This window comes from Actinomycetospora sp. NBRC 106378 (assembly GCF_030269685.1).
GTDB lineage: Bacteria > Actinomycetota > Actinomycetes > Mycobacteriales > Pseudonocardiaceae > Actinomycetospora.
Window position 1 is genome coordinate 179,647 of the sequence record NZ_BSTT01000010.1, and the last position, 21,356, is coordinate 201,002.

General features: G+C 75.0%; 17 protein-coding genes. 11 read left to right on the forward strand and 6 right to left on the reverse strand.

The genetic code is table 11. The features are described 5' to 3' along the window. Positions 1–580 precede the first annotated feature (580 nt). Both gltB and QSK00_RS21465 read left to right on the forward strand, forming a co-directional pair. Complete coding sequence (gene gltB, locus QSK00_RS21460) at positions 581–5,317, forward strand: glutamate synthase large subunit (RefSeq protein ID WP_285593880.1); 4,737 nt, start codon at positions 581–583, stop codon at positions 5,315–5,317. Beyond that, the gene (locus QSK00_RS21465; protein WP_285593881.1) at positions 5,310–6,773 is read left to right on the forward strand and encodes a glutamate synthase subunit beta; all 1,464 of its coding nucleotides are present in this window, start codon (positions 5,310–5,312) and stop codon (positions 6,771–6,773) included. The genes gltB and QSK00_RS21465 overlap by 8 nt, the downstream gene beginning before the upstream one ends. A 79-nt stretch (positions 6,774–6,852) precedes the next feature. On the opposite strand, the gene QSK00_RS21470 is transcribed toward QSK00_RS21465, so the two are convergent. The 5 genes from QSK00_RS21470 to QSK00_RS21490 form a co-directional block, all read right to left on the reverse strand. Next, the gene (locus tag QSK00_RS21470; protein WP_285593882.1) at positions 6,853–7,188 is read right to left on the reverse strand and encodes a hypothetical protein; all 336 of its coding nucleotides are present in this window, start codon (positions 7,186–7,188) and stop codon (positions 6,853–6,855) included. Between the two features lie 171 nt (positions 7,189–7,359). Then, the gene (locus tag QSK00_RS21475; protein WP_285593883.1) at positions 7,360–8,124 is read right to left on the reverse strand and encodes a class I SAM-dependent methyltransferase; all 765 of its coding nucleotides are present in this window, start codon (positions 8,122–8,124) and stop codon (positions 7,360–7,362) included. Positions 8,125–8,135: 11 nt separating this feature from the next. Next, entirely contained in the window at positions 8,136–9,161 is a 1,026-nt protein-coding gene (locus tag QSK00_RS21480; protein ID WP_285593884.1) for a methylenetetrahydrofolate reductase C-terminal domain-containing protein, read from the reverse strand. Between the two features lie 60 nt (positions 9,162–9,221). Beyond that, positions 9,222–9,419 carry a hypothetical protein gene (locus tag QSK00_RS21485; protein ID WP_285593885.1) on the reverse strand — a complete coding sequence of 66 codons (198 nt, stop codon included), beginning with the start codon at positions 9,417–9,419 and terminating at the stop codon, positions 9,222–9,224. 102 nt (positions 9,420–9,521) lie between these two features. Further along, positions 9,522–10,979, reverse strand: coding sequence for an Hsp70 family protein (locus QSK00_RS21490; RefSeq protein ID WP_285593886.1), 1,458 nt, complete (start codon positions 10,977–10,979; stop codon positions 9,522–9,524). 195 nt (positions 10,980–11,174) lie between these two features. Between QSK00_RS21490 and QSK00_RS21495 the strand changes: the two genes are divergently transcribed. The 4 genes from QSK00_RS21495 to QSK00_RS21510 are packed head-to-tail and all read left to right on the forward strand — an operon-like array spanning position 11,175 to position 16,823. Then, on the forward strand, positions 11,175–11,723 hold the full coding sequence (locus QSK00_RS21495; RefSeq protein WP_285593887.1) for a histidine kinase: 549 nt from the start codon (positions 11,175–11,177) through the stop codon (positions 11,721–11,723). Next, positions 11,714–12,382 carry a response regulator transcription factor gene (locus QSK00_RS21500; RefSeq protein ID WP_285593888.1) on the forward strand — a complete coding sequence of 223 codons (669 nt, stop codon included), beginning with the start codon at positions 11,714–11,716 and terminating at the stop codon, positions 12,380–12,382. Before QSK00_RS21495 ends, QSK00_RS21500 begins: the two co-directional genes overlap by 10 nt. Continuing rightward, positions 12,379–13,638 (forward strand): amino acid adenylation domain-containing protein, encoded by a 1,260-nt coding sequence (locus tag QSK00_RS21505; protein WP_285593889.1) that lies wholly within the window; start codon positions 12,379–12,381, stop codon positions 13,636–13,638. The genes QSK00_RS21500 and QSK00_RS21505 overlap by 4 nt, the downstream gene beginning before the upstream one ends. Then, positions 13,638–16,823, forward strand: coding sequence for a sensor histidine kinase (locus QSK00_RS21510; RefSeq protein ID WP_285593890.1), 3,186 nt, complete (start codon positions 13,638–13,640; stop codon positions 16,821–16,823). Before QSK00_RS21505 ends, QSK00_RS21510 begins: the two co-directional genes overlap by 1 nt. On the opposite strand, the gene QSK00_RS21515 is transcribed toward QSK00_RS21510, so the two are convergent. Then, complete coding sequence (locus QSK00_RS21515) at positions 16,805–17,575, reverse strand: hypothetical protein (protein ID WP_285593891.1); 771 nt, start codon at positions 17,573–17,575, stop codon at positions 16,805–16,807. The two genes, QSK00_RS21510 and QSK00_RS21515, sit on opposite strands and share 19 nt — an antisense overlap. A gap of 420 nt (positions 17,576–17,995) precedes the next feature. On the opposite strand from QSK00_RS21515, the gene QSK00_RS21520 reads away from it, so the two are divergent. The 5 genes from QSK00_RS21520 to QSK00_RS21540 all read left to right on the forward strand — a co-directional run bounded on the left by QSK00_RS21520 (position 17,996) and on the right by QSK00_RS21540 (position 21,349). Next, positions 17,996–18,460: an MSMEG_3727 family PQQ-associated protein gene (locus QSK00_RS21520; RefSeq protein WP_285593892.1), complete on the forward strand. Its 465-nt coding sequence runs from the start codon at positions 17,996–17,998 to the stop codon at positions 18,458–18,460. A 26-nt stretch (positions 18,461–18,486) separates the two neighbouring features. Continuing rightward, the gene (locus QSK00_RS21525) at positions 18,487–20,175 is read left to right on the forward strand and encodes a PQQ-dependent dehydrogenase, methanol/ethanol family (protein ID WP_285593893.1); all 1,689 of its coding nucleotides are present in this window, start codon (positions 18,487–18,489) and stop codon (positions 20,173–20,175) included. Positions 20,176–20,230: 55 nt separating this feature from the next. Continuing rightward, complete coding sequence (gene pqqA / locus QSK00_RS21530; RefSeq protein WP_179797660.1) at positions 20,231–20,311, forward strand: pyrroloquinoline quinone precursor peptide PqqA; 81 nt, start codon at positions 20,231–20,233, stop codon at positions 20,309–20,311. A gap of 76 nt (positions 20,312–20,387) precedes the next feature. Next, complete coding sequence (gene rd, locus QSK00_RS21535) at positions 20,388–20,588, forward strand: rubredoxin (protein WP_255694091.1); 201 nt, start codon at positions 20,388–20,390, stop codon at positions 20,586–20,588. After that, the gene (locus QSK00_RS21540) at positions 20,585–21,349 is read left to right on the forward strand and encodes a ribonucleotide-diphosphate reductase subunit beta (protein WP_285593918.1); all 765 of its coding nucleotides are present in this window, start codon (positions 20,585–20,587) and stop codon (positions 21,347–21,349) included. The genes rd and QSK00_RS21540 overlap by 4 nt, the downstream gene beginning before the upstream one ends. The last annotated feature ends 7 nt before the right edge of the window (positions 21,350–21,356 follow it).

Below are 21,356 nucleotides of genomic sequence, written 5' to 3' on the forward strand. Positions count from 1 at the left end.
CCCGGCAGACTGTCCCGCGTGTCGGTCTCGCTCATGATGGCTCCCGAGGTCTCGGCCGTCGTGCGGCGTGGTCGGCTGGTGACGGGCGACGACCGGACCGCGGGTCGGCACAGACCCGCCGCGCGGTCGAACACCCGTTCGACACGGTAACGGCATACCCCGACACCGGGGCCCCGATACCCGACGGACCCCGCAGATCGGGCTGCGGCACACACCGTCGGACGACCGGGACCGGCCTCCCGCCGCGGTGATCCCGCGCGGTGTGCCGGACGCCGTGCCACCACCACGCGCCGCACCGTCCGTGACAGCGTCGTCACGACCCGGTGCCGCGGAGGCGACCGGAACGTTGCCCGAACGTGGCGATCAGCACGATTCGAATGGGTCTCCGATGCGTGCACTCGGCGTACTCCACCGTTAACGTCAGGTTGCTTCGGCCACCACACGGCCACGACGTCCGGCGCGGGCCGCACGGGCGCACGAGGGCCGCCGGAGCCGGCCCGACCCCTCCGACCTCCGCCCGCACCCCGGGCGGCACACGCGTGCCGCCCGCCGAACCGCGCCCGGGAACCCCCGGAGCCACATGCTCCGTACCCGGATCACCTCCGACCACCACACGACGACGACGGGAGGGCACGAGGCCGTGACCATCACCTCCGGGGCTGCCGCCGACGGCACCGCCGCCACCACGACCCCTGCCACCACCCCTGCCGCGGGCGCACCCGCGGCCCAGGGGCTCTACGACCCGGCCCACGAGCACGACGCGTGCGGGGTCTCCTTCGTCGCCGACATCGCCGGTCGTCGGGACCACGGCATCGTCGCCAAGGGGCTGACGGCGCTGATCAACCTGGAGCACCGCGGGGCGCGTGGCGCCGAGCACGCCACCGGTGACGGCGCGGGCATCCTCATCCAGCTCCCGGACGGGCTCTACCGCCCGGTGCTCGCCGAGCAGGGCGTCACCCTGCCTGAGGCCGGCCGGTACGCCGCCGGGACGGCCTTCCTGCCCGCGGACCCGGAGCAGGTCGCCGCGGCCGTCGCGATCGTCGAGCGGATCGCCGCCGAGGAGGGCGTCGACGTCCTCGCCTGGCGCGACCTGCCGGTCGACCCCGACGGAGCGGGCATCGGCCCGACCGCCCGTGAGGTCATGCCGACCTTCCGCCAGCTCTTCATCGGACTGCCGGCCGACGTCGACGCCGTCGTCGACACCCCCAATGCGGGCGACGACGAGGCCGGGATCGAGCTGACGATGGAGCGCCGCGCCTTCGCGCTGCGCAAGCGCACCGAGCACGAGACCCGCGCCGCCGGGTGCGAGACCTACTTCCCGTCGCTGTCCAGCCGCACCGTCGTCTACAAGGGCATGCTCGCCGAGGAGCAGCTCGGCCCGTTCTACGCCGACCTCACCGACGGGCGCACCACCAGCTCGATCGCCCTCGTCCACAGCCGGTTCTCGACGAACACCTTCCCGGCCTGGGGCCTCGCGCACCCGTACCGCTACCTCGCGCACAACGGCGAGATCAACACGCTGCGCGGCAACCGCAACTGGATGCGGGCCCGCGAGTCGATGCTCTCGACCGGCGCGTTCTCGAAGTACGACATGGACCGGCTGTTCCCGATCGTCACGCCCGGGGCGAGCGACTCGGCGAGCTTCGACGAGGTGCTCGAGCTGCTGCACCTGGGCGGCCGGTCGCTGCCGCACGCGGTGCTCATGATGATCCCGGAGGCGTGGGAGAACCACACCGAGATGGACCCGGCCCGCCGGGCCTTCTACCGGTACCACTCCACGCTCATGGAGGCCTGGGACGGTCCCGCCCTCGCGGCCTTCACCGACGGCTCCGTCATCGGCGCGGTCCTCGACCGCAACGGGCTGCGCCCCGCCCGCTACTGGGTCACCGAGGACGGCCTGGTCGTCCTCGGCTCCGAGGTCGGCGTGCTCGACATCGAGCCGTCGGCGATCGTGCGCAAGGGCCGCCTCGAGCCGGGCCGCATGTTCCTCGTCGACACCGTCGGACGCCGCATCGTCGACGACGACGAGATCAAGGGGCAGCTCGCGGCGGAGCACCCGTACGCCGAGTGGCTGCACGCCGGGATGATCGAGCTGGCCGACCTGCCGGCCCGCCACCGCGTGCCGTTCGACCACGACGTCCTGGTCCGCCGCCAGCAGACCTTCGGCTACACCGGCGAGGAGCTCACCCTGCTCCTGCGCCCCATGGCCACGGGCGGCGCCGAGGCCACCGGCTCGATGGGCAACGACGCGCCCCTCGCGGCGTTCTCCAGCCGCAGCCGGTCGCTCTACGACTACTTCACCCAGCTGTTCGCGCAGGTGACCAACCCGCCCCTGGACGCCTACCGCGAGGAGCTGGTCACCTCGCTGCAGGTCCAGCTCGGCTCCGAGACCAACCTGCTCGAGGTGTCGCCCGCGTCCTGTCGACGGGTGGTGCTGCCGCTGCCGGTGATCGACGACGACGAGCTCGCGCAGCTCGTCGGGATCAACGACGACGGGAACCTGCCGGGCTTCGCCCCGCACGTCGTGTCCGGGCTCTACCAGGTCGGCGGCGGCGGGGAGGCCCTGCGCGGCCGGCTCGCCGAGATCCGCGCCGAGGTGTCGGCCGCGATCGCCGACGGCGCCCGCGTGATCATCCTGTCCGACCGCAACTCCGACGCCCGGTTCGCGCCGATCCCGTCGCTGCTGCTCACCGGCGCGGTGCACCAGCACCTCGTGCGGGAGAAGACCCGCACCCGGGTCGACCTCGTCGTCGAGGCGGGCGACGTGCGCGAGACCCACCACGTGTCGCTGCTCCTGGGCTACGGCGCCTCCGCGGTCAACCCGTACCTCGCCCTGGACTCGGTCGCCGACCTCATCGACCGCGGCGTCATCACCGGCGTCGGCGTGCCCACCGCCACCCGCAACGTCGTCGAGGCACTGGCCAAGGGCGTCCGCAAGGTCATGAGCAAGATGGGCGTCTCGACGGTGGCGTCCTACATCGGCGCCCAGATCTTCGAGGCGATCGGCCTCGGCGACGAGGTCGTCGAGGACTGCTTCACCGGCACCACCTCGCGTCTGGGCGGGATCTCCTACGACGTCCTCGCCGAGGAGGTCGCGATCCGCCACCGGGTGGCGTGGCCGGCCGACGGCGTGCACGCCGCGCACCGCGAGCTCGTGGTCGGCGGCGAGTACCAGTGGCGCCGCGAGGGCGAGCTGCACGTCTTCAACCCGCACACGGTGTTCAAGCTGCAGCACTCCACGCGCACCCAGAACTACGACACGTTCAAGGAGTACACGGCCGCCGTCGACGAGCAGTCGAGCGCGCTGCTGACGTTGCGCGGCCTGTTCGGGTTCAAGGACGGCGAGCGCACGCCGGTGCCGATCGAGGAGGTCGAGCCGGTCTCCGCGATCGTCCGACGGTTCAACACCGGGGCCATCTCCTACGGGTCGATCTCGCAGGAGATGCACGAGGTCCTCGCCATCGCGATGAACCGTCTCGGCGGGCGCTCGAACACCGGCGAGGGCGGCGAGGACCCGTCGCGGTTCACCCGCGACGCGAGCGGCGACTCCCGCCGCTCCGCGGTCAAGCAGGTGGCCTCCGGGCGCTTCGGCGTGACCAGCGAGTACCTGGTCAACGCCGACGACATCCAGATCAAGATCGCGCAGGGTGCCAAGCCCGGCGAGGGCGGGCAGCTGCCCGGCCACAAGGTCTACCCCTGGATCGCGAAGACCCGGTTCTCGACGCCGGGCGTGGGCCTGATCAGCCCGCCGCCGCACCACGACATCTACTCGATCGAGGACATCGCCCAGCTCATCCACGACCTGAAGAACGCCAACCCGGCGGCGCGGGTCCACGTGAAGCTGGTCAGCCAGGTCGGGGTCGGCACCGTCGCGGCGGGTGTGTCGAAGGCCAAGGCCGACGTCGTGCTCATCTCCGGGCACGACGGCGGCACGGGCGCCTCGCCGCTGTCGTCGATCAAGCACGCGGGCGGTCCCTGGGAGCTCGGCCTGGCCGAGACCCAGCAGACGCTGCTGCTCAACGGCCTGCGCGACCGGATCGTCGTGCAGACCGACGGGCAGCTGAAGACCGGCCGCGACGTCATGATCGCCGCGCTGCTCGGGGCCGAGGAGTACGGCTTCGCGACGGCGCCGCTGGTGGTCTCGGGCTGCATCATGATGCGGGTCTGCCACCTCGACACCTGCCCGGTCGGCGTCGCGACGCAGAACCCGAAGCTGCGCGCGAAGTTCGACGGCAAGGCCGACTACGTCGTCGCGTTCATGGAGTTCATCGCCCAGGAGGTGCGCGAGCACCTCGCGGCGCTCGGCTTCCGGTCGCTCGAGGAGGCGATCGGGCACACCGAGGTGCTCGACACCCGGGCGGCGGAGTCGCACTGGAAGGCCGAGGGCCTCGACCTCGCGCCGATCCTGCACCGGCCCGAGCTCCGCGGGTCGTTCGCCGAGCAGACCCTGTTCTGCTCGAAGCAGCAGGACCACGGCCTGGAGAAGGCGCTCGACCACACCCTGATCCAGCTCGCCGAGGGCGCGCTGGCCGACGGGTCGCCGGTGCGTCTCGAGCTGCCCGTGCGCAACGTCAACCGCACCGTCGGCACGATGCTCGGCAGCGAGGTGACGAAGCGCTGGGGCGGCCGGGGACTGCCGGACGACACCATCGACGTCACCTTCACCGGCTCGGGCGGGCAGTCGTTCGGCGCGTTCCTGCCGCGCGGGGTGACCCTGCGCCTGGTGGGCGACACGAACGACTTCTGCGGCAAGGGCCTCTCCGGCGGGCGCATCAGCGTGCGGCCCCACCCGGACGCCCCGCTGGTCGCCGAGGACAACATCGTCGCCGGCAACGTCATCGCCTACGGCGCCACCGAGGGCGAGATCTTCCTGCGCGGGAAGGTCGGCGAGCGCTTCTGCGTCCGCAACTCCGGGGCGCACGCGGTCGTCGAGGGCGTGGGCGACCACGGCTGCGAGTACATGACCGGCGGCCGCGCGGTGATCCTCGGGCCGATCGGGCGCAACTTCGCAGCCGGCATGTCCGGGGGCGTGGCCTACGTGCTCGACCTGCCCGAGCAGCGGGTCAACCACCAGATGGTGGAGCTGGAGGTGCCGAGCGCCTCCGACCTCGAGGAGCTCCGCGCGCTCGTCGAGAAGCACTACGCGGCGACCGACTCCGCCGTCGCGCACGGGCTGCTCACCGACTGGGAGACCGCCGCCGTGCGGTTCACCAAGGTCATGCCCGTGGACTTCAAGCGGGTCCTGGAAGCGACCGCCGACGCCGAGCGCGACGGTCGTGACGTGAACGACGCGATCATGGAGGCCGCTCGTGGCTGACCCCCGCGGATTCCTCTCGACCGGCCGCGAACTGCCGCGCCGCCGGCCCGTCGACCTGCGCCTCAAGGACTGGCACGAGGTCTACGAGGAGCTCAACGAGACGACCCTGAAGAAGCAGGCCGGGCGCTGCATGGACTGCGGCATCCCGTTCTGCCACCAGGGCTGCCCGCTCGGGAACATGATCCCGGAGTGGAACGACCTGGTCTGGCGCGACGACTGGTCGGAGGCCATCGAGCGCCTGCACGCCACGAACAACTTCCCGGAGTTCACCGGGACGCTGTGCCCCGCACCCTGCGAGGCGGCGTGCGTGCTCGGCATCAACAACGACCCGGTCACCATCAAGCAGGTCGAGATCGAGATCATCGACCGTGCCTGGGAGGAGGGCTGGGTCCGGCCGGAGGTCCCGACGACGAAGACCGGGTTCTCGGTCGCCGTCATCGGCTCCGGGCCGTCGGGCCTCGCCACCGCCCAGCAGCTCACGCGTGCCGGGCACGACGTGACGGTCTACGAGAAGGCCGACCGCATCGGTGGCCTGCTCCGCTACGGCATCCCCGAGTTCAAGATGGAGAAGCGGCGCCTCGACCGCCGGCTCGGGCAGATGGCCGCCGAGGGCACGCACTTCGTGGCCGGGGTCGAGGTCGGCGGGTCCGGCCCGCACGACATCACGGTCGCGGAGCTGCAGGAGCGCTTCGACGCGATCGTGCTCGCCGTCGGCGCCACCGCGTGGCGCGACCTGCCGATCCCGGGCCGGGACAACCGGGGCGTGCACCAGGCGATGGAGTACCTGCCGCCGTCGAACCGGGTGCAGCAGGGCGACTACTCGCGCTCGGACATCGACGCCGAGGGCAAGCACGTCGTCGTGATCGGCGGCGGCGACACCGGCGCGGACTGCGTCGGCACCGCCCACCGCCAGGGCGCCGCGTCGGTGACCCAGCTCGAGATCATGCCGATCCCGCCGTCGGAGCGGCCCGCCACGAACCCGTGGCCGACCTACCCGGCGGTCTTCCGGGTGTCCTCGGCCCACGAGGAGGGCGGCGAGCGCCTGTTCTCGGTGAACACCGAGGAGTTCCTCGGCGACGAGCACGGGAACCTGCGCGCGCTGCGGCTCGTCGACGTGGCGCGGGTCGAGGGGAAGTTCCAGCCCGTGGAGGGCTCGGAGCGCGAGATCCCGGCCGACCTGGTGTTCCTCGCGATGGGCTTCCTCGGCCCGCAGCGCGAGGGCCTGGTCGAGGCGCTCGGCGTCGAGCTCGACGAGCGCGGCAACGTCAAGCGGGACGCGTCCTACGAGACGTCGGTGCCGAACGTGTTCGTGGCCGGCGACGCCGGTCGGGGGCAGTCGCTGATCGTGTGGGCGATCGCCGAGGGCCGCTCGGCCGCCCGCGGTGTCGACGAGAAGCTGACCGGCCGCACGGTCCTGCCGCGTCCGATCAACCCGGGGGACCGGGCGTTCGCCTGACCGGCCCAGCTCTTCCCTGAACGAACGGCACTCTCGCGCCCATAGATGCTGCGAGAGTGCCGTTCGTGCGTTCCAGGGGTTAGGCCGAACGGCTCACCAGCGGCGCGGTGTTGATCGCGGGCACGGTGACCTGCAGCCGGTGCGAGGTGACCTGCCAGAAGCGGCGGGTGGGGTCGACGGTGCGCCACGCCTCGGCCGCGTCGTGCACCTCCTCGTGGGCCAGCCCGTCGGGCGGCACCACCGCGGCGCCCGCGCGGAACCCGAACCGGCGGCGGGGGACGGCCGTGGGGGCCACGCCGACGGCGGCCGCCAGGGCGGCCCAGGCGTCCACGGCGCTGCCGTGCACGCTCACCGTCGTCGGGCCGACCCCGTCCCCGAGCAGGACGGTGTAGGCGCTGACCGCGTCGTACGTCACGGATTCCTCCTCCTGCCCCCGAGGTGGGAGCGGCCTGTCCAGCACAACGGCACGGCGCCCCCGCGGGCCAGCCGACACGCAGGTACCCGCGCCGGACTGAACCGATCCCGCGTCCGGCGGTCCACTCCACCGGACGTCACTCGACCGGCCGTACCGCCGGGCGAGGAGCGCCTACTGCGCCTCGCAGCGCAGCAGGACGATCACCACGTCCCGGGAGTCGAGCAGCCCGCCGAGGACGGCCGTCTGCTCCTGCGCCTGGTGCCACGCCGGGTCGTCGGCGTGCCGGTCGGCCAGGAACGACTCGACGGCGTCGGCCCGGCGCGTCCACGCCGGGGGCGCGTCGGGCAGCGTCGAGGCCTCGACCCGGTCGTGCACCCGGAACCCGGTGGCGGCGAGGTCGCGGTGCAGGTCCACGTCGGTGGGGAAGGAGTTGGACTCGAGCTCCGCGGCGCGTTCCCCACGGGCGACGAGCACGAGCAGGCCGAGCCGGCCACCGGGACGCAGCACGCGGTGCAGCTCGGTGAGCACCGCCCGCTTGTCGGGCACCGTGTCGAGCACGCCGAGGGCCCACGCGGCGTCGACGGACGCGTCGGCCAGCGGGAGCTCCTCGGTCCAGGCGGCCACCGCGGGGTGGCCGAAGAGCCGGACCGACGCCGTCGCGGCGTGCACCATCGGCTCGGCGAGGACGACGGGCCCCCGCCAGCGCCAGGAGTACTCGGTGACCAGCCACGCCGTCGGGCCGCCCAGCCCGGCACCGGCGTCGAGGAAGCGGTCGCCGTCGCTCAGCTCGAGGCCGTCGGCCAGCCACGCGAGGTCGGCGGGCCGCCCGGACCCGCGGCACGCGGCCGGGATCGCGACGTCCGCGCCGAGCTCGGCCACCGCCTCCTCGGTCCACGCCGCCACGGTGTCGAACTCGACCTCGAGAGCCTCCTGCACCCCACGCCCCCTCACCCCGGGCGGAGGGCCTCGCTCTCCGCCCGGTGGGCCGCGCGCACGCGCCGACCCACCTCGGCCTTCAGATCGGCCGCTGGTACCCACCCCTCGCTCGATCCGACACCGGAGAGATTCACCCCGACCACACCGTCGAGCGCGAGCAGCGCCCGCGCCTCCGCGACGGCCACCTCGATGCCGGCCTCGACGGGGTCGTCGGCGTCGACCACGGTCGCGACCGCCTCCGGGTCGAGGTCCAGTCCCGGGAGGTCGGCCAGCGCCCGGGCGGTGCGGGCGTCGGTGAACACGGCGACCCCGGCGACGACGGGGACGGTGACGCCGGCCGCGCGACCCGCCGTCAGGAAGTCGGCGAGCACCGCGGGTGAGGCGACGTGGTTGGAGACCACGAGGCGGGCTCCGGCGGCCTGCTTGGCCGCGAGCGCCGCGGCCCGGCCCGCGGTCGGCGGCGCGGCGGGCGCCACCGTCGCCGTGGCGACGAGTCCGGCGGAGGCGACGAGGTGCGCGAGCCGGGTCGCGTCGAGGTCGAAGACCTGGGTGGCTCCCGCGCCGACCGTGGTCCCCGCCCCGCTGCCGGGGCGGCTGTCCCCGGTCACGCACAGCACGCCGCCCACCCCGAGCGCCGCGAGCCCGATGACCTCCTGCTCCAGCACCACCCGGTTGCGGTCCCGGCAGGTCAGCGTCACCCACGGTCGGGTGCCGAGCTCGAGCAGCTGCGCGGCGAGCATCGTGGGCGGGAAGTCGGCGCGGTCGTGCAGGTCGGCGACCAGCAGGGCGTCCGAGCCCTCGGCCAGCCGGGTGGCCACCGCGCGCAGCGTCGCCGGGTCACGGGCGGGGACCGAGAGGTCGGAGAGCACCAGCGGCGGGTCGACGACGGCGGGGGCGTCCGGTTCCGGTCCGTCCCACGCCAGCACGGGCGACCCGGAGGTCCAGGGGCAGGGCAGCGCCTCGTCCAGTTCGCAGGCCCCGGAGGGGCGGACCCCGCCGCACGGGCCGTACTGCATCCGCTTCGGACAGCTGATCACCACGGCGGGGTGCCCCGTCCGGGCCCGGGGCATCCCGTGCGGCCGGTCCGGCGCGGGGGATCAGGCGGGGCGGCCCGGGGCGTCCAGCAGGCCGGCCGCGCGGAGGCGGGCGGCGACGAGCTGGTCGGCGAGCGGCAGGCCGTCGACGAGGATGCGACCCCCCACGACCGTCCCGCGGCCGGACGCGATCGCGGCGAGGACGGCACGGTCGCGGGCGGACAGGATGGCGAGCTCGGGCGCGGGGTCGATGGCGGTCACGGTGGCTCCTCGGGGCGTCGCTGAAGTCGTCGGTGATGAGGAGAAGGCCGGCGGCCGCCCGAGGTTGCGCCGTCGGGGAGCAGACCGCCCGGTCGGGTGGGCTCAACCCCCCAGCAGGAGGACCAGCCCCGCGGCGAGCGCGGCCACGATCAGCAGGACGACGAGCACCCGCAGCACCGTCCGACGCCGGCCGGTCGGGGTGGGTGCGGGGGCCCGGGGCGGGACGGGGGGCCGCGGTGGTCCGGGTGGTGGTGCGGGTGGTCGGGGCCCGGCCGGGAACGTGGCGGGGAGGTGCGGGCGGGCCGGACCACCCGGCGACCCGGGCGGCCCCGGCGCGCGGAAGGAGTCCGTGCCGAGCCCCGGGCGGGCGGGGCCCGCCGGTCGGTCGGGCGCGGTCCGGGGCGCGACCCGGACCGCGGTGGTGCGCGCGTCCTCGTTCGCCGGGCGCAGCGGCGTGAGGGTGGTGCGGCCGTCCTCGACCGCGGTGCCGGAGCGGCCGGCGGACGGGGCGGGGCGGGCCGCACCGAGGCGCACGGCACCCAGGGCGACGACGTGGTCGGGCCGGGCCTCCACCACGACGGGCGCCGCCACCGCCGTCCGGACCGCGCGGACCAGCAGCGGCACCCGGGCCGAGCCGCCGACCAGGAGCACGGCGACCGGGCCGGCGGCGTCCGCGGACGCCGCGGCCTCGAGGGCCTGCCGCAGCGCCGCCACCGCGCGCTCCACCACGGGCGCGATCCGCTGCTCGAACGCCGTCCGCCGCACGGTCACGTCGGCGTGGCGGCCGGGCAGCAGCAGCGGCACCCGGACCTCCGTGTCGGTCGAGAGCGCCTCCTTCGCCGCGACGCAGTCCGCCCGGAACCGGGCCAGGGCCGGCCCGGACGACGGGTCCTCCGGGTCGAGCTCGGCGAGCGGCCCGCCGGCCGCCTCGTCGACCACCGCCGCGAGGGCCTCGTCGAGGTCGTCGCCGCCGAGACGTTCCACCGCCACCGGGACCCCGACGACGGCGCCCCCGGACACCACGGTCGCCTCGCAGGAGGTGCCCCCGACGTCGAGGACCGCCACCGGCCCGTCCGGGAGCCCGCGCACCACGTCGACCTGCCGCACCGCGGCGACCGGATCGGTCACGGTCAGGACGTCCGGCAGCCCGGCCGCCGCGGCGACGTCCTCGACGAGCCCGCGCCGGTAGGGCCCCCAGGAGGCGGGGTGGGTGAGCACCACCCGGTCGGGCCGACCGCCGCGCGCGGCCACGGTCCGCTCGACGGCGCCGCGCAGCAGGGCGCCCAGCAGGTCGGTCGGGGACACGCCCTCCCCGCCGAGGAGGAACGGCGTCGGGTCCCCGAGGCGGCGGCGGATCCCGCGCGCCACCCGCTCGGGGTCGGCCACCGCCCGGCGCAGCGCCGCGTCCCCGGTGATCAGCGCGCCGTCGCCGCGGCGGGCGACGGCGGCCGGGGTGAGCAGCGTGGCGTCGCCGAGCGTGACCGCCTCCGCCCGGTCGGCGTCCCCCGCGGCGGCCGCGACCGTGGTCGACCCGAGGTCGACACCGAGGACGTAGGCCACGGTCCCTCCCGGTCGGCCGGCGACGTTGTGCACGGATCGTAACCACGGGTGGTGCGAACGGACGAGTGTCTCGGGCACGATGCCGCGATGCGCCACGTGTCGTCACCCCGGAGCCGCGTCAAGGGGGCAGGCCCTACCCGCCAGGGGGGCGTTCCCCCTGCCCCCGTCCGGCGTGCAGCCCGCACACTCGCGTCCATGACGACGGCGGACGGCCCCACCCGCCGTCGGGACGCCCGGCGGGAGCACTGGGCGCGTCGCCGGCGGCTGGAGCGGCGGCTGCACGACGGCGCGGCGGTACGGATCTCCTCGCTCGCCCTGCGGCTCGGGGTGCTCGACGCCCCGCGGGAGCAGATCGAGGCCCTCCAGGAGGAGGTGGCCGCGGCGCTCGACGAGCTGCGCGCCGTGGCGGCCGGGATCTACCCGCCGCTGCTGCACGAGGCCGGGCTCGGACCGGCCCTGGCGGAGCGTGCCCGGTCCACGGGGGCCGACGTGGCGCTGGACGTCACCGCGGACCGCGCCGGCCCCGCCGCCGAGGGCGCGGCGTACTTCGCGCTGGTGGAGGTCCTCGCCGCGACCCCCGGCCCGCTCGCGGTCTCCGCCCGCCGCGAGGGCGTCTCCCTCGTCGTCGTGATTACGGGGGCCGATCCGGCGCTCGCCGCGGTCCTCGTCGACGAGGCCGCACCGCTCGGCGGCGACGTGCGCGCCACGGCGTCGCGGATCGTCGGGAGGTTCCCGTGCGGGTAGCGCTGGCCGAGGACGGTGCCCTGTTCCGCCAGGGCCTGGTCATGCTGCTGGAGGCGGCCGGGCACGAGGTCGTCGCGGTCGAGCCCGGCGGCGACGAGCTCCTGCGGGCGCTCGCCGGCCGCCCGGTCGACGTGGCGGTGCTCGACATCCGGATGCCACCCGAGCCCGACGGCGGGCTCGTCACCGCCGAGCGCCTCCGGGCGAGCCACCCGGACACCGGGCTGCTGTTCCTCTCCCACTACGCCGAGTCGCACTACCTCGTGCGCATCCTAGAGATCGGTACCGAGCGGATCGGCTACCGGTTGAAGGAGAAGGTCGGCAGCGTCGACGTCCTGTCCGACACGCTCACCCGGATCGCCGAGGGCGAGATCGTCATCGAGCCGGTGCTGGCGCGCCGGCTCGTCGAGAAGCCCCGCACCGACCGTGCGGACGTGGTGGCGGCGCTGTCCGAGCGCGAGCGCGACGTCGTCCGGCTCATGGCCGAGGGGCGGTCCAACGCCGCCATCGCCGGAGCGCTCTACGTGAGCGGCAAGGCGGTGGAGAAGCACATCGCGAGCATCTTCGACAAGTTCGGTCTGCACGCCGACGCGAGCGAGAGCAACCGGCGGGTCCTGGCGGTGCTCACCTACCTGCGGTCCCAGCAGGGCGAGCGGTCGTGACGCCGGGCGCGCCGCGCGCGCTCGCCGTCGCGGGCGTCGTCGCGATCTGCCTGCTCCTCGCGGTGGTGGCCGGCGAGCTCGTGCTCGGCCCGGCCGGACCGGTGCTCGCCCCGTTCGCCGGGGTCGGGCTGGCGGCGGCGGTGCTCGCCGCGGCGGGTCCCGCCGGGACCGGCCCGGGACCCTCGGCCGACGCCGGACGGTCCGCGGTGCTCGCGGCCGCGACCGGGGACGCGAGCTCGCTGCCCGCGCTCGCCCACGTGCTGGCCGAGGGCACCCGCGCACCGCACGCCGACGTGTGGCTGGCGGGCGGCGACGGCCTCGTCGGGCGGACGGGGGAACGCGTCGCCGACCTCGCGGCGCTCCTCGCCCGGCCCGACGTCGACCACGCCCACCCGGTCCTCGACCGCGCGTCCGGGTCGGCGCCCGGATCGGCGTCGCCGGAGCTGCGGGCGGTGCTGACGGTCGGCAAGCCGGGCCGGCCGGTCACGGCGGCCGACCGCGCCCTGGTCGCCGACGTCGCGGCGGCCACCGGGCTGCTCGTCCGCGGCCTGGCCCGCGGCGAGGAGCTGCGCGACCGGGTCGCCCGCGTCGCCGAGCTCGCCCGCCAGACCGAGGAGTCCACCCGCCGCCTCGGCCGGGCGCGGGAGGCCGAGCGGCGTCGCCTCGCCGCCGAGCTGGCGGAGGCCACCTCCGGACGGCTCGCCGCCCTGCGCCGCGCCGTCGACGACGCCGGGGAGGTGCTCGACGACGGCCTCGCCCCCGACGCCGACGACGCCGACCGGGACGAGGCGGCCGACCTCGCCCGCCACCACCTGGACACGGCGCGCGCCCGCCTCGAGGACCTGCTCGACCGGTTCCGGGTCATCGCCCGCGGCGTGCACCCGGCGGTGCTGCGCGACGAGGGCCTGCGGGCCGCGCTGGAGGAGGTGGTGGCCGACCTGCCCCGCCCGGTGCGCCTCGCCGGCCGCTGGCCCGACCGGCTGCCCTGGGAGGTGGAGTCCGGGCTGTACCACGCGGCCGTCGCGGTCCTCGCCGCCGTTCCCGGGGAGGGACCGCTCGAGGTCACCCTGGGCCGCGCGGGCGACCGCGCGACCGTGGAGGTCGCGCTGCCCGAGGGGACCGACCACCCGCTGCCCGCGACCGACGGGCTGGCGGAGGAGGCCGACCGGCTGACCGCCCTCGGCGGGGCGCTGGACGTCGACGCGGGTGGCCTGCGGGCCTGGCTCCCCGTCGAGCTGGCCCCGGAGGCGGGCTGATGACCGTGACCACGGCGGACGCCGCGAGCCCGGTCCCGGCCGCCCCGCCGCGCGCCCGCCGGTCCTCCCCGGCGCGCGTCGCGTACTGGCTCGTGCTCGGCGTCGTCACGACGATGACGCTGGTCTGGCTGACCGTCGGGGCGGTCGTCGCGATCTCGGGTGCGACCGGCCCGGGGGCGCTGAACGAGCCGCCCGGGCAGGCCGTCGTGGACTACCTGGCGAGCGGGGTGGCGCTCGGCGTCGCCGTGGTCCTGCTGCGCTCCGGGGGAGACGCGTGGCCGACCCGGCTCCTCGCCCTCGCCATGGTCGGGACGGCGGGTGCGTTCAACCTGCAGGCCCACGCCGCGACCTCCGCCGTCCGGGCGGCGACGGGGGTGGAGATCGGCGAGCTGCACCAGGTGCTGCTGCACGGCATCGCGGGCGCGGCCTACGCCGGGGCGTTGCTGACCGTCGTCGGGGGGCCCGCGGGACGGCGGTCCCGGCTGCTGGTCCCGGTCGTGGCCGCGGTGCTCTTCGTCGCGGGCCTCGGCACGGCGCTGCTGCCGCACACCGTGAGCTGCGTCGTCTTCTTCGGGTTCGGGGTGCCGGTGCTCGGCGTCGCCGCCGTCGGGCCCGCCGTGCGCCGCGGCCCGGACCCCGAGGCCCGCGCGCGGGCCCGGCTGCTCACCAGCGTCCTGGTCGCCGCGCTCGGGGCGGTGCTGGTCCTCGGGGTGCTGACGCTCGTGCTCGCCGGACTCGACCGGCCCGGCCTCACGATCGACGATCCCACGGCCCGGCACGGCGGCCCGGGCACCGTCCTGCCGCTCGCGTTGCTGTTCTGGTTCGCCCGGCTCACCGCGGCCGTCGTCGCGCTCGCCGTGCTCGCGGCCCGGCGCGCCCGCTCGGCGGAGCGGCTGCTGCACCGCGGCCTCGCGGCCCTGCTCACGGTGGTGACGCTGGGCGGGGTGGCGGTGCTGCTCGCGACGCTGGTCCCGGCGCTGTCGGGCCGGGCCGCGGGCGGGACGGTCACGGGGTGGGTGCTCGCCACCGCCGTCGTCGCGGTCCTGTGGCTCCCCGGGTCGCGCGCCGCCGACCGGCTCGCCGAGCGCCTCCTCTACGGCGACCGGGCCACCCCCGCCGCTGTCCTCGCGGGCCTCGGCGCCACCACCCGGGGGGACGCCCCCCTCGACGCGGTGCCCGAGGCCGTGGGGCGGGCCCTCGGCGCGCGGGCCGTCCGGCTCACGGTGCACCGGGACGGGCTGCGCGACCGCGTCCTGGCCTGGTGCGAGCCCGGCGCCGGCGAGGACGAGGTCCGGTTCCCGGTCCACCACGACGGCCGTGAGGTCGGCGCGCTCGCGGTCGACGCCGAGACCCTCGCCGGCAGCGGGGACCGGACCCGGCTCGTCGCCGAGGTCGCCGACGGCCTCGGCGGGGCACTCGCGGCGTACCGGCTCGAGATCGAGCTCGAGCGCCAGCTCCGCGCGGGCGTCGCGCACGCCGAGCGGATCGCGGCCGCCCGGCGGCGCCTGGTCGCCGAGACCGACGCCGAGCGGCGCGGCCTGGAGCGCGACCTGCACGACGGGGCCCAGCACCACCTGGTCTCGCTGCGGCTGACCCTCGGTCTGGTCGAGCACCTCGTCGGCGCGGGCCGGCTCGCGGAGGCCCGCGAACGCCTCGACACGCTCGGCGAACAGCTCGACACCGCGGCCGCGGTGCTCGCGGAGACCGCGAGCGGGGTGTCGGCCGCCGCCGTGGCCCGGCTCGGTCTGGTCGCGGCCCTGACGGCGGACCTCGCGGGCGACCGGACGGTCACCCTCACCGCGGACCGGGTCGCCCGGTACGACGCGGAGGTGGAGGCCGCGATGTACTTCGTGTGCCTCGAGGCGGTGAACAACGCCCGCAAGCACGCCGGCGGCGCGCCGGTCCGGGTCCGGGTGACGGGTCACCGGTCGGCCCTGGTGCTCGAGGTGGCCGACGACGGCCCCGGTTTCACCGTGCGCCACGACGGTGCGGGGCGGGGTCTGCACAACCTCGGGTCCCGCCTCGCCCGCGTCGGGGGCCGGGTGACCGTGACCTCCGCGCCGGGGGAGGGGACGACCGTCCGCGCGGAGGTCCCGCTGACCGTCGGGGAACCGGGAGCGCCGACCGGACCCGCCGTCGGGACCCGGACCGGGAGCCCCACGGTCGCCGTGCCGGCCGCCCCCGCCGTCGACCTGCGTCCGCCCGCCGTCGTCCCCCGCCTCGCGCCGGGTCCGCGCATCACGGGCCGCCGCGTCGGACCGCCGCTGCCCGATCCCGGCTCCGGGCTCTTCACCGCGACCCAGACGGTCCTGCGCCGGGCCGTCGAGCAGGTCCCGGTCGGCGATCCGGCCGCGGCCACGGTGAGCGACCTCGCGGCCGTCCTCGTCCTGCCGTGGCGCTACGGGGTCACCGGCCCGACCCCGCGCGACGCCGCCGCCGTCGCCGGGGCGCTGACCGGACTGGTCGAGCGCCCGGCGGCGGTCGTCGACCTCGCCGCGCGGGCCGCGCTCGGTCCGATGGGCACGGACGAGATCGTCGACGGGCTGGTGCTGCTCGCCGAGGACGACGGCGGCACCCGGGTCCCCGGGTGGCTCGCGGACGTCCCGACGGTGGGCGCGCGGGTCGTCCCCGCCGTGTCCGTGTCGGTCGACGACCCGCTCACCGGTGTCGTGCGCGTCGCCCTGCCGGGTCCGGGCGCCCTCGGCGGGCGGAACGTGGGCCGCCTCGCGACGGCACTGGTCGCCCGCTGCCGGCCCCGGGCGGCCCGACGGCGGGCGGCGACGGCACTCGACGCGGCCGACCGGCTCGTGGCCGCGGCCCCCGACCGTCCGTGGAGTCGGTGGCTCGCGCTCGAGCTGGACCGGGTGCGCTCGGCCGGCGCCCGGGAGCTCGCCGAGGCGGCGCTCGCCGACGACCTCGACGCCGGGCGGGTCGTGCTCCCGCCGGGCCGGCGGGAGACGGCGGTGCGCCTGCTCGCGGGCGGTGCGCCGGCGCTCCGGCTCGGCGCCGACGCGGGCACGGACCCGGTCGAGCTCGCCCGGCTCGCCCGCGAGCAGCGGGTGGCGTGGGCGCGTCTCGCCGGGCACCCCGCCACCGCCCGCGCCGTGCGTGACGCCGCCTCGGTGCTCGCCGAGGCGTGCGAGGCGGTGCTGGGGACGGTGTCCGGTCAGGACACCTCGTCCTGATCCGCCCGGGGCGCGAGCTCGTCGCGCCACTCCGCGGTGCGGGGCCGGTAGGCGGACGCGCACACCACCGGCCGTTCGTCGAGCATCCGCTCGAAGGCCGGGACGGTGTCGGCCACGTCGCGGGGGCCGCAGTGCGTGGAGAGCTCCACCCGTTCGCGGCCACTGGGGAACCGGAAGTGCTCGAGGTCGGCGCGGACCAGCCCCCACCGAGCCGCCGCCACCTTGACCCGGCTGACCACGAGCGGACCGTGCACGCACAGCTCGCGCAGCCGCCGGTCGTCCACGGTGTCCTCGCCGCCGCGGCAGGCCCAGACGCGCTGGGCCGGCGAGAGGAGGTCGGCGCCCGTGCCCGCGCCCTCGATGGCCCGACAGGCCGCCCGCGGATCGACCTCGTGCCGGACCTCGACGTCGAGCCAGATCCCGCCGGGGACGACGTCGACCTCGACCCGGCCGCCGCGGGGCGTGCGGCGGCGGGGCGCGGAGCCGGCGCGGCGGGCCGACACCGCGAGGTCGTAGCGCCCGCGGGCGCGCCGTCGCAGCCGCACCTCGATCCCCGCGCGCAGCAGGTCGAGGGCGGGGGTGTCGACGAGATAGCTGCGGCGGATGCTCCACGTGGGGGCGGCGCGGCCGGTGAGGACCTCGGCGACGGGGTCCGCGGGACCCGTGAGCAACGCCTTGAGCTCGACGCTGTCGGCGAGCCCGCCCCCGGTGCACAGCGCGGAGAGCGCCTCGGGCGTCCCGAATCTGGGCACGTCGATCGGCCTCCCCACGGACCGCGAGCGCGGTCCTCGTCGACCCGTCGTCCCAGGACTCTAGGGCCGACGCGCGCCGGGGACGAGGGGCCGGGCGTGATCGAGATCTTCTCGGTCGCCCTCGATCGACTTGCCGACATCCGGCCCGGTATCTATGGTCGGACGTGGCTCAGCACACACCACTCGGCGACTGATCACGTGCGGTCGTCGTCGTTCGTGACGTGTCCTGCCGCCCGACGGCCGACAACGTCGGTCGAACGGTCGATCCGACCGTGGCGGCATCGTGGGCGCACCTCCCGGGACCCTGCGCGTGCACCGGCCGACGAGCCCTGACCGGCTCGTCCCGCACGACGCCGCCTCCACTCCGCCGCGCGCCTCGGTGCGGGGAGTCCAGTGTTCTCGACGAGGAGGGGACGGCCGATGACGGCCACGGCAGACGAGCGAGCGGACGTGCTCCACAAGGCGGGACTCGACGGTCAGAACCGCACCGCCCTGGGGCGCATGCTCGGCACCGGCGATGTCGGGTACGCCGAGGAGGGCGCCGACGGCATCATGCGCGCCGAGGTGCGCATCCCCGAGGACCAGCTGATCTTCAGCCCGAGCATCATCGTCTTCCCGCACGGCGGGGACATCGAGCTCACGATCATCAACGACGACAAGAACACGCACTGCGCCCTCCTGCCACACAACGGTGACCCCAAGATCATCTGGCTGGTCAACCACTCGAAGGGCACGGCGCGGCTGAACCTCGACGGTCCCGGCGCCTACTGGTACGGCTCCACCACCGGCAACGACGAGGGACGCGGCCTGACCGCCGCCCTGGTCATGGGTGGCGAGGTGCCCGACTCGGCCAAGCTCGACCGTCCGCCCCAGCCCCGTCCCTGAGCGCCCGCACGAGAGAGGAGCACACGATGACCGACTACGTTGACGCCGGCGAAGCCGTCGCCCACCGCACGCTCTCCAACGTCAAGGGCGAGGCGCCCGCGACCCGCAACGTCGATTACGACCGCATCCAGGGTGCCCGGTCGGAGCCGGAGAACTGGCTCACCTACTACGGCACCTACGACGGACAGCGCTACTCGACGCTGAACCAGATCACCAAGGACAACGTCCGCAAGCTGACCCCCGCGTGGGTGTTCCAGGCGGGCTCGACCGGCATGCACTCCGGGGCCTCGACCTACTCCTTCGAGGCGACCCCGCTCGTCGTGGACGGCGTCATGTACGTCTCCGGCCCCGACGGCAAGGTGTGGGCGATCGACCCGAAGACGGGCGACGAGCTCTGGCGGTACAAGCACGCCTCACCGTTCGACACGTCGCTGTGCTGCGGCAACGTCAACCGCGGCGTCGCCGTGGGCCACGGCAAGGTGTACATGTACACCCTCAACGCCCACCTCATCGCGCTCGACGCGACCACCGGCGAGAAGGTCTGGGACACCACCAACGGTGACGTCCGGGCCGGCGAGAGCGGCTCGGCCGCCCCGCTGATCGTCAAGGACATGGTCGTCGTCGGGAGCGCCGGCGGCGAGTTCGGTGTCCGCGGGCACCTCGACGCCTTCGACGCCCAGACCGGTGAGCGCCGCTGGCGCTGCTACACGGTGCCGAAGCCGGGCGAGCCCGGCTCGGAGACCTGGCCGGACGACGGCGAGGCCTGGCAGCGCGGTGGCGCGAACTGCTGGATCACGCCGACCTACGACCCGGAGCTCGAGCTGCTCTTCCAGGGCACGGGCAACCCGGCACCGGACTTCGACGGCGGGGTGCGCGAGGGCGACAACCTCTACACCGACTCGACCGTCGCGATCGACGTGAACACCGGCGAGATCCGCTGGCACTACCAGTTCACGCCCCACGACCTGTGGGACTACGACTCGACGATGGAGAACGTCCTCTTCGACGCACCGGACGGCCGCAAGCTGCTCGCCCATGCGGACAAGAACGGCTACTTCTTCGTCATCGACCGCACCAACGGCGAGCTCGTCCGGGTCTTCCCCTTCGTCGACCGCATCACCTGGGGCGAGATCACGCCCGACGGCAAGGTGACGCCGAAGATCTACCCCGACGAGGAGGGCGTCCCCGTCCACTTCTGGCCCGGCCCGGCCGGTGGCAAGGAGTGGACCCACATGTCCTACAACCCGGAGACCGGGTTGATCTACATCCCGGTCCAGGAGGTCGGGGCGACCGCGACCCGTCGCCGCCGCGAGTTCAAGGAGTCGATCCCCTACTGGGGGGCCGGTGTGGCCGTCGACCTCGACGACCACTACGGCTTCGTGAGCGCGGTCGACCCGCTCACCGGCGAGGAGAAGTGGCGCTGGAACCACGAGTACCCGATGTGCGCGTCGAACGTGACGACCGCAGGCGGGCTCGTGTTCCAGGGGACGCCCAGCGGTGAGTTCGTCGCCCTCGACGCGACCACCGGCGAGAAGCTGTGGCAGTTCCAGTGCGGCAGCGGACACCACTCCAGCCCGATCACCTTCGAGGTGGACGGGCGGCAGTACGTGGCCGTGCCCACCGGGTGGGGCGGATGGGTCGAGGGCTTCCTGCCCGGCCTGCTCGGCGCCGCCGCGGGTGACGCGCTGTTCTGTTTCGCACTGCCCGAGGACTGACCGGAACAGTCCCTGGGACGATGGACGGACCGAATTCGAGGAAGGGAGGTCTGACATGACGTGGGAGACCCCGGAGTTCACCGAAATCGGTGTTGCCCCTGAGGTGACGATGTACGTCGCCCAGATGGACGACTGATCGAGTAATGCCACCAGGGGCGTCGGAGCAATCCGACGCCCCTGGTCGGCGTATGGAGCGAGAAACGGGGAATCCGATGAGTGCGCCGCCCGTGGCCAGCAAATGGATCTGCGAGATGTGCGGACTCATCTACGATCCGGAGGAGGGTGACCCCGACAGCGGCATCCCGCCCGGGACGCCCTTCGAGGACATTCCCGACGACTGGATGTGCCCGATCTGCGGCGCCGAGAAGGCGGATTTCCGCGAGGTGCAACCGGGAGAGGATCTCGATCTATGATCACCGGGTACGGACACTTCGTCCAACTCGCCGAGTCGCTGCAGTGGGACGAGCAGACCATCGACCTGACCGGCGACGTCGAGGCGTGGTCGAAGCTCGAGACCGAGGAGCGCGACCGCGTGCTCGGCCTGATCGCCGGGTTCTGCGTGGGCGAGATGGCGGTCGCCACGCACCTCGGCTCCTTCGAGGAGCGGGCGACCACCGAGGACTCCATGGCAGGCTGCTTCCGCGCCCAGGCGCGGGACGAGGCCCGGCACGCCCGCTTCTTCGACCGCGTCGCCGGCGAGGTCGTCGGCATCCCGGGGGAGAACCTCGCCGAGCGGCTCGAGCACCTGCGCGAGCGGGTGAGCCCGGAGCTGCTCGAGCTGTTCGAGGAACGGCTGCCCACCCTGGCCGAGGACCTCGCGGCCGGGGAGAAGGACCTGACCGCGGCGGTCAGCCTTTACCACATGATCCTCGAGGGCGTGGTCCTCACGGCGGGGCAGCACGCGCTGCTGGCCGCGCTCGACCGCTGCTCGGTGGGGATGCCCGGCGTCCACAAGGGGATGGAGCTGGTGCTGCGCGACGAGCGCTGGCACATCGGCTTCGGCTCCCGCGTGATCCAGAGCGCCGACGTGGTCTCCGACGAGATGGAGGAGCTCCTCCAGCAGGGCATGAAGGCCGCGAACGCCTGGGGCGAGCTCATCGACCGTCAGGACATCGAGAAGGTGGAGCAGCTGCACAAGCGCCGCCTCAAGTCCGTCGGGATCAAGTTCTGGTGATGGACTC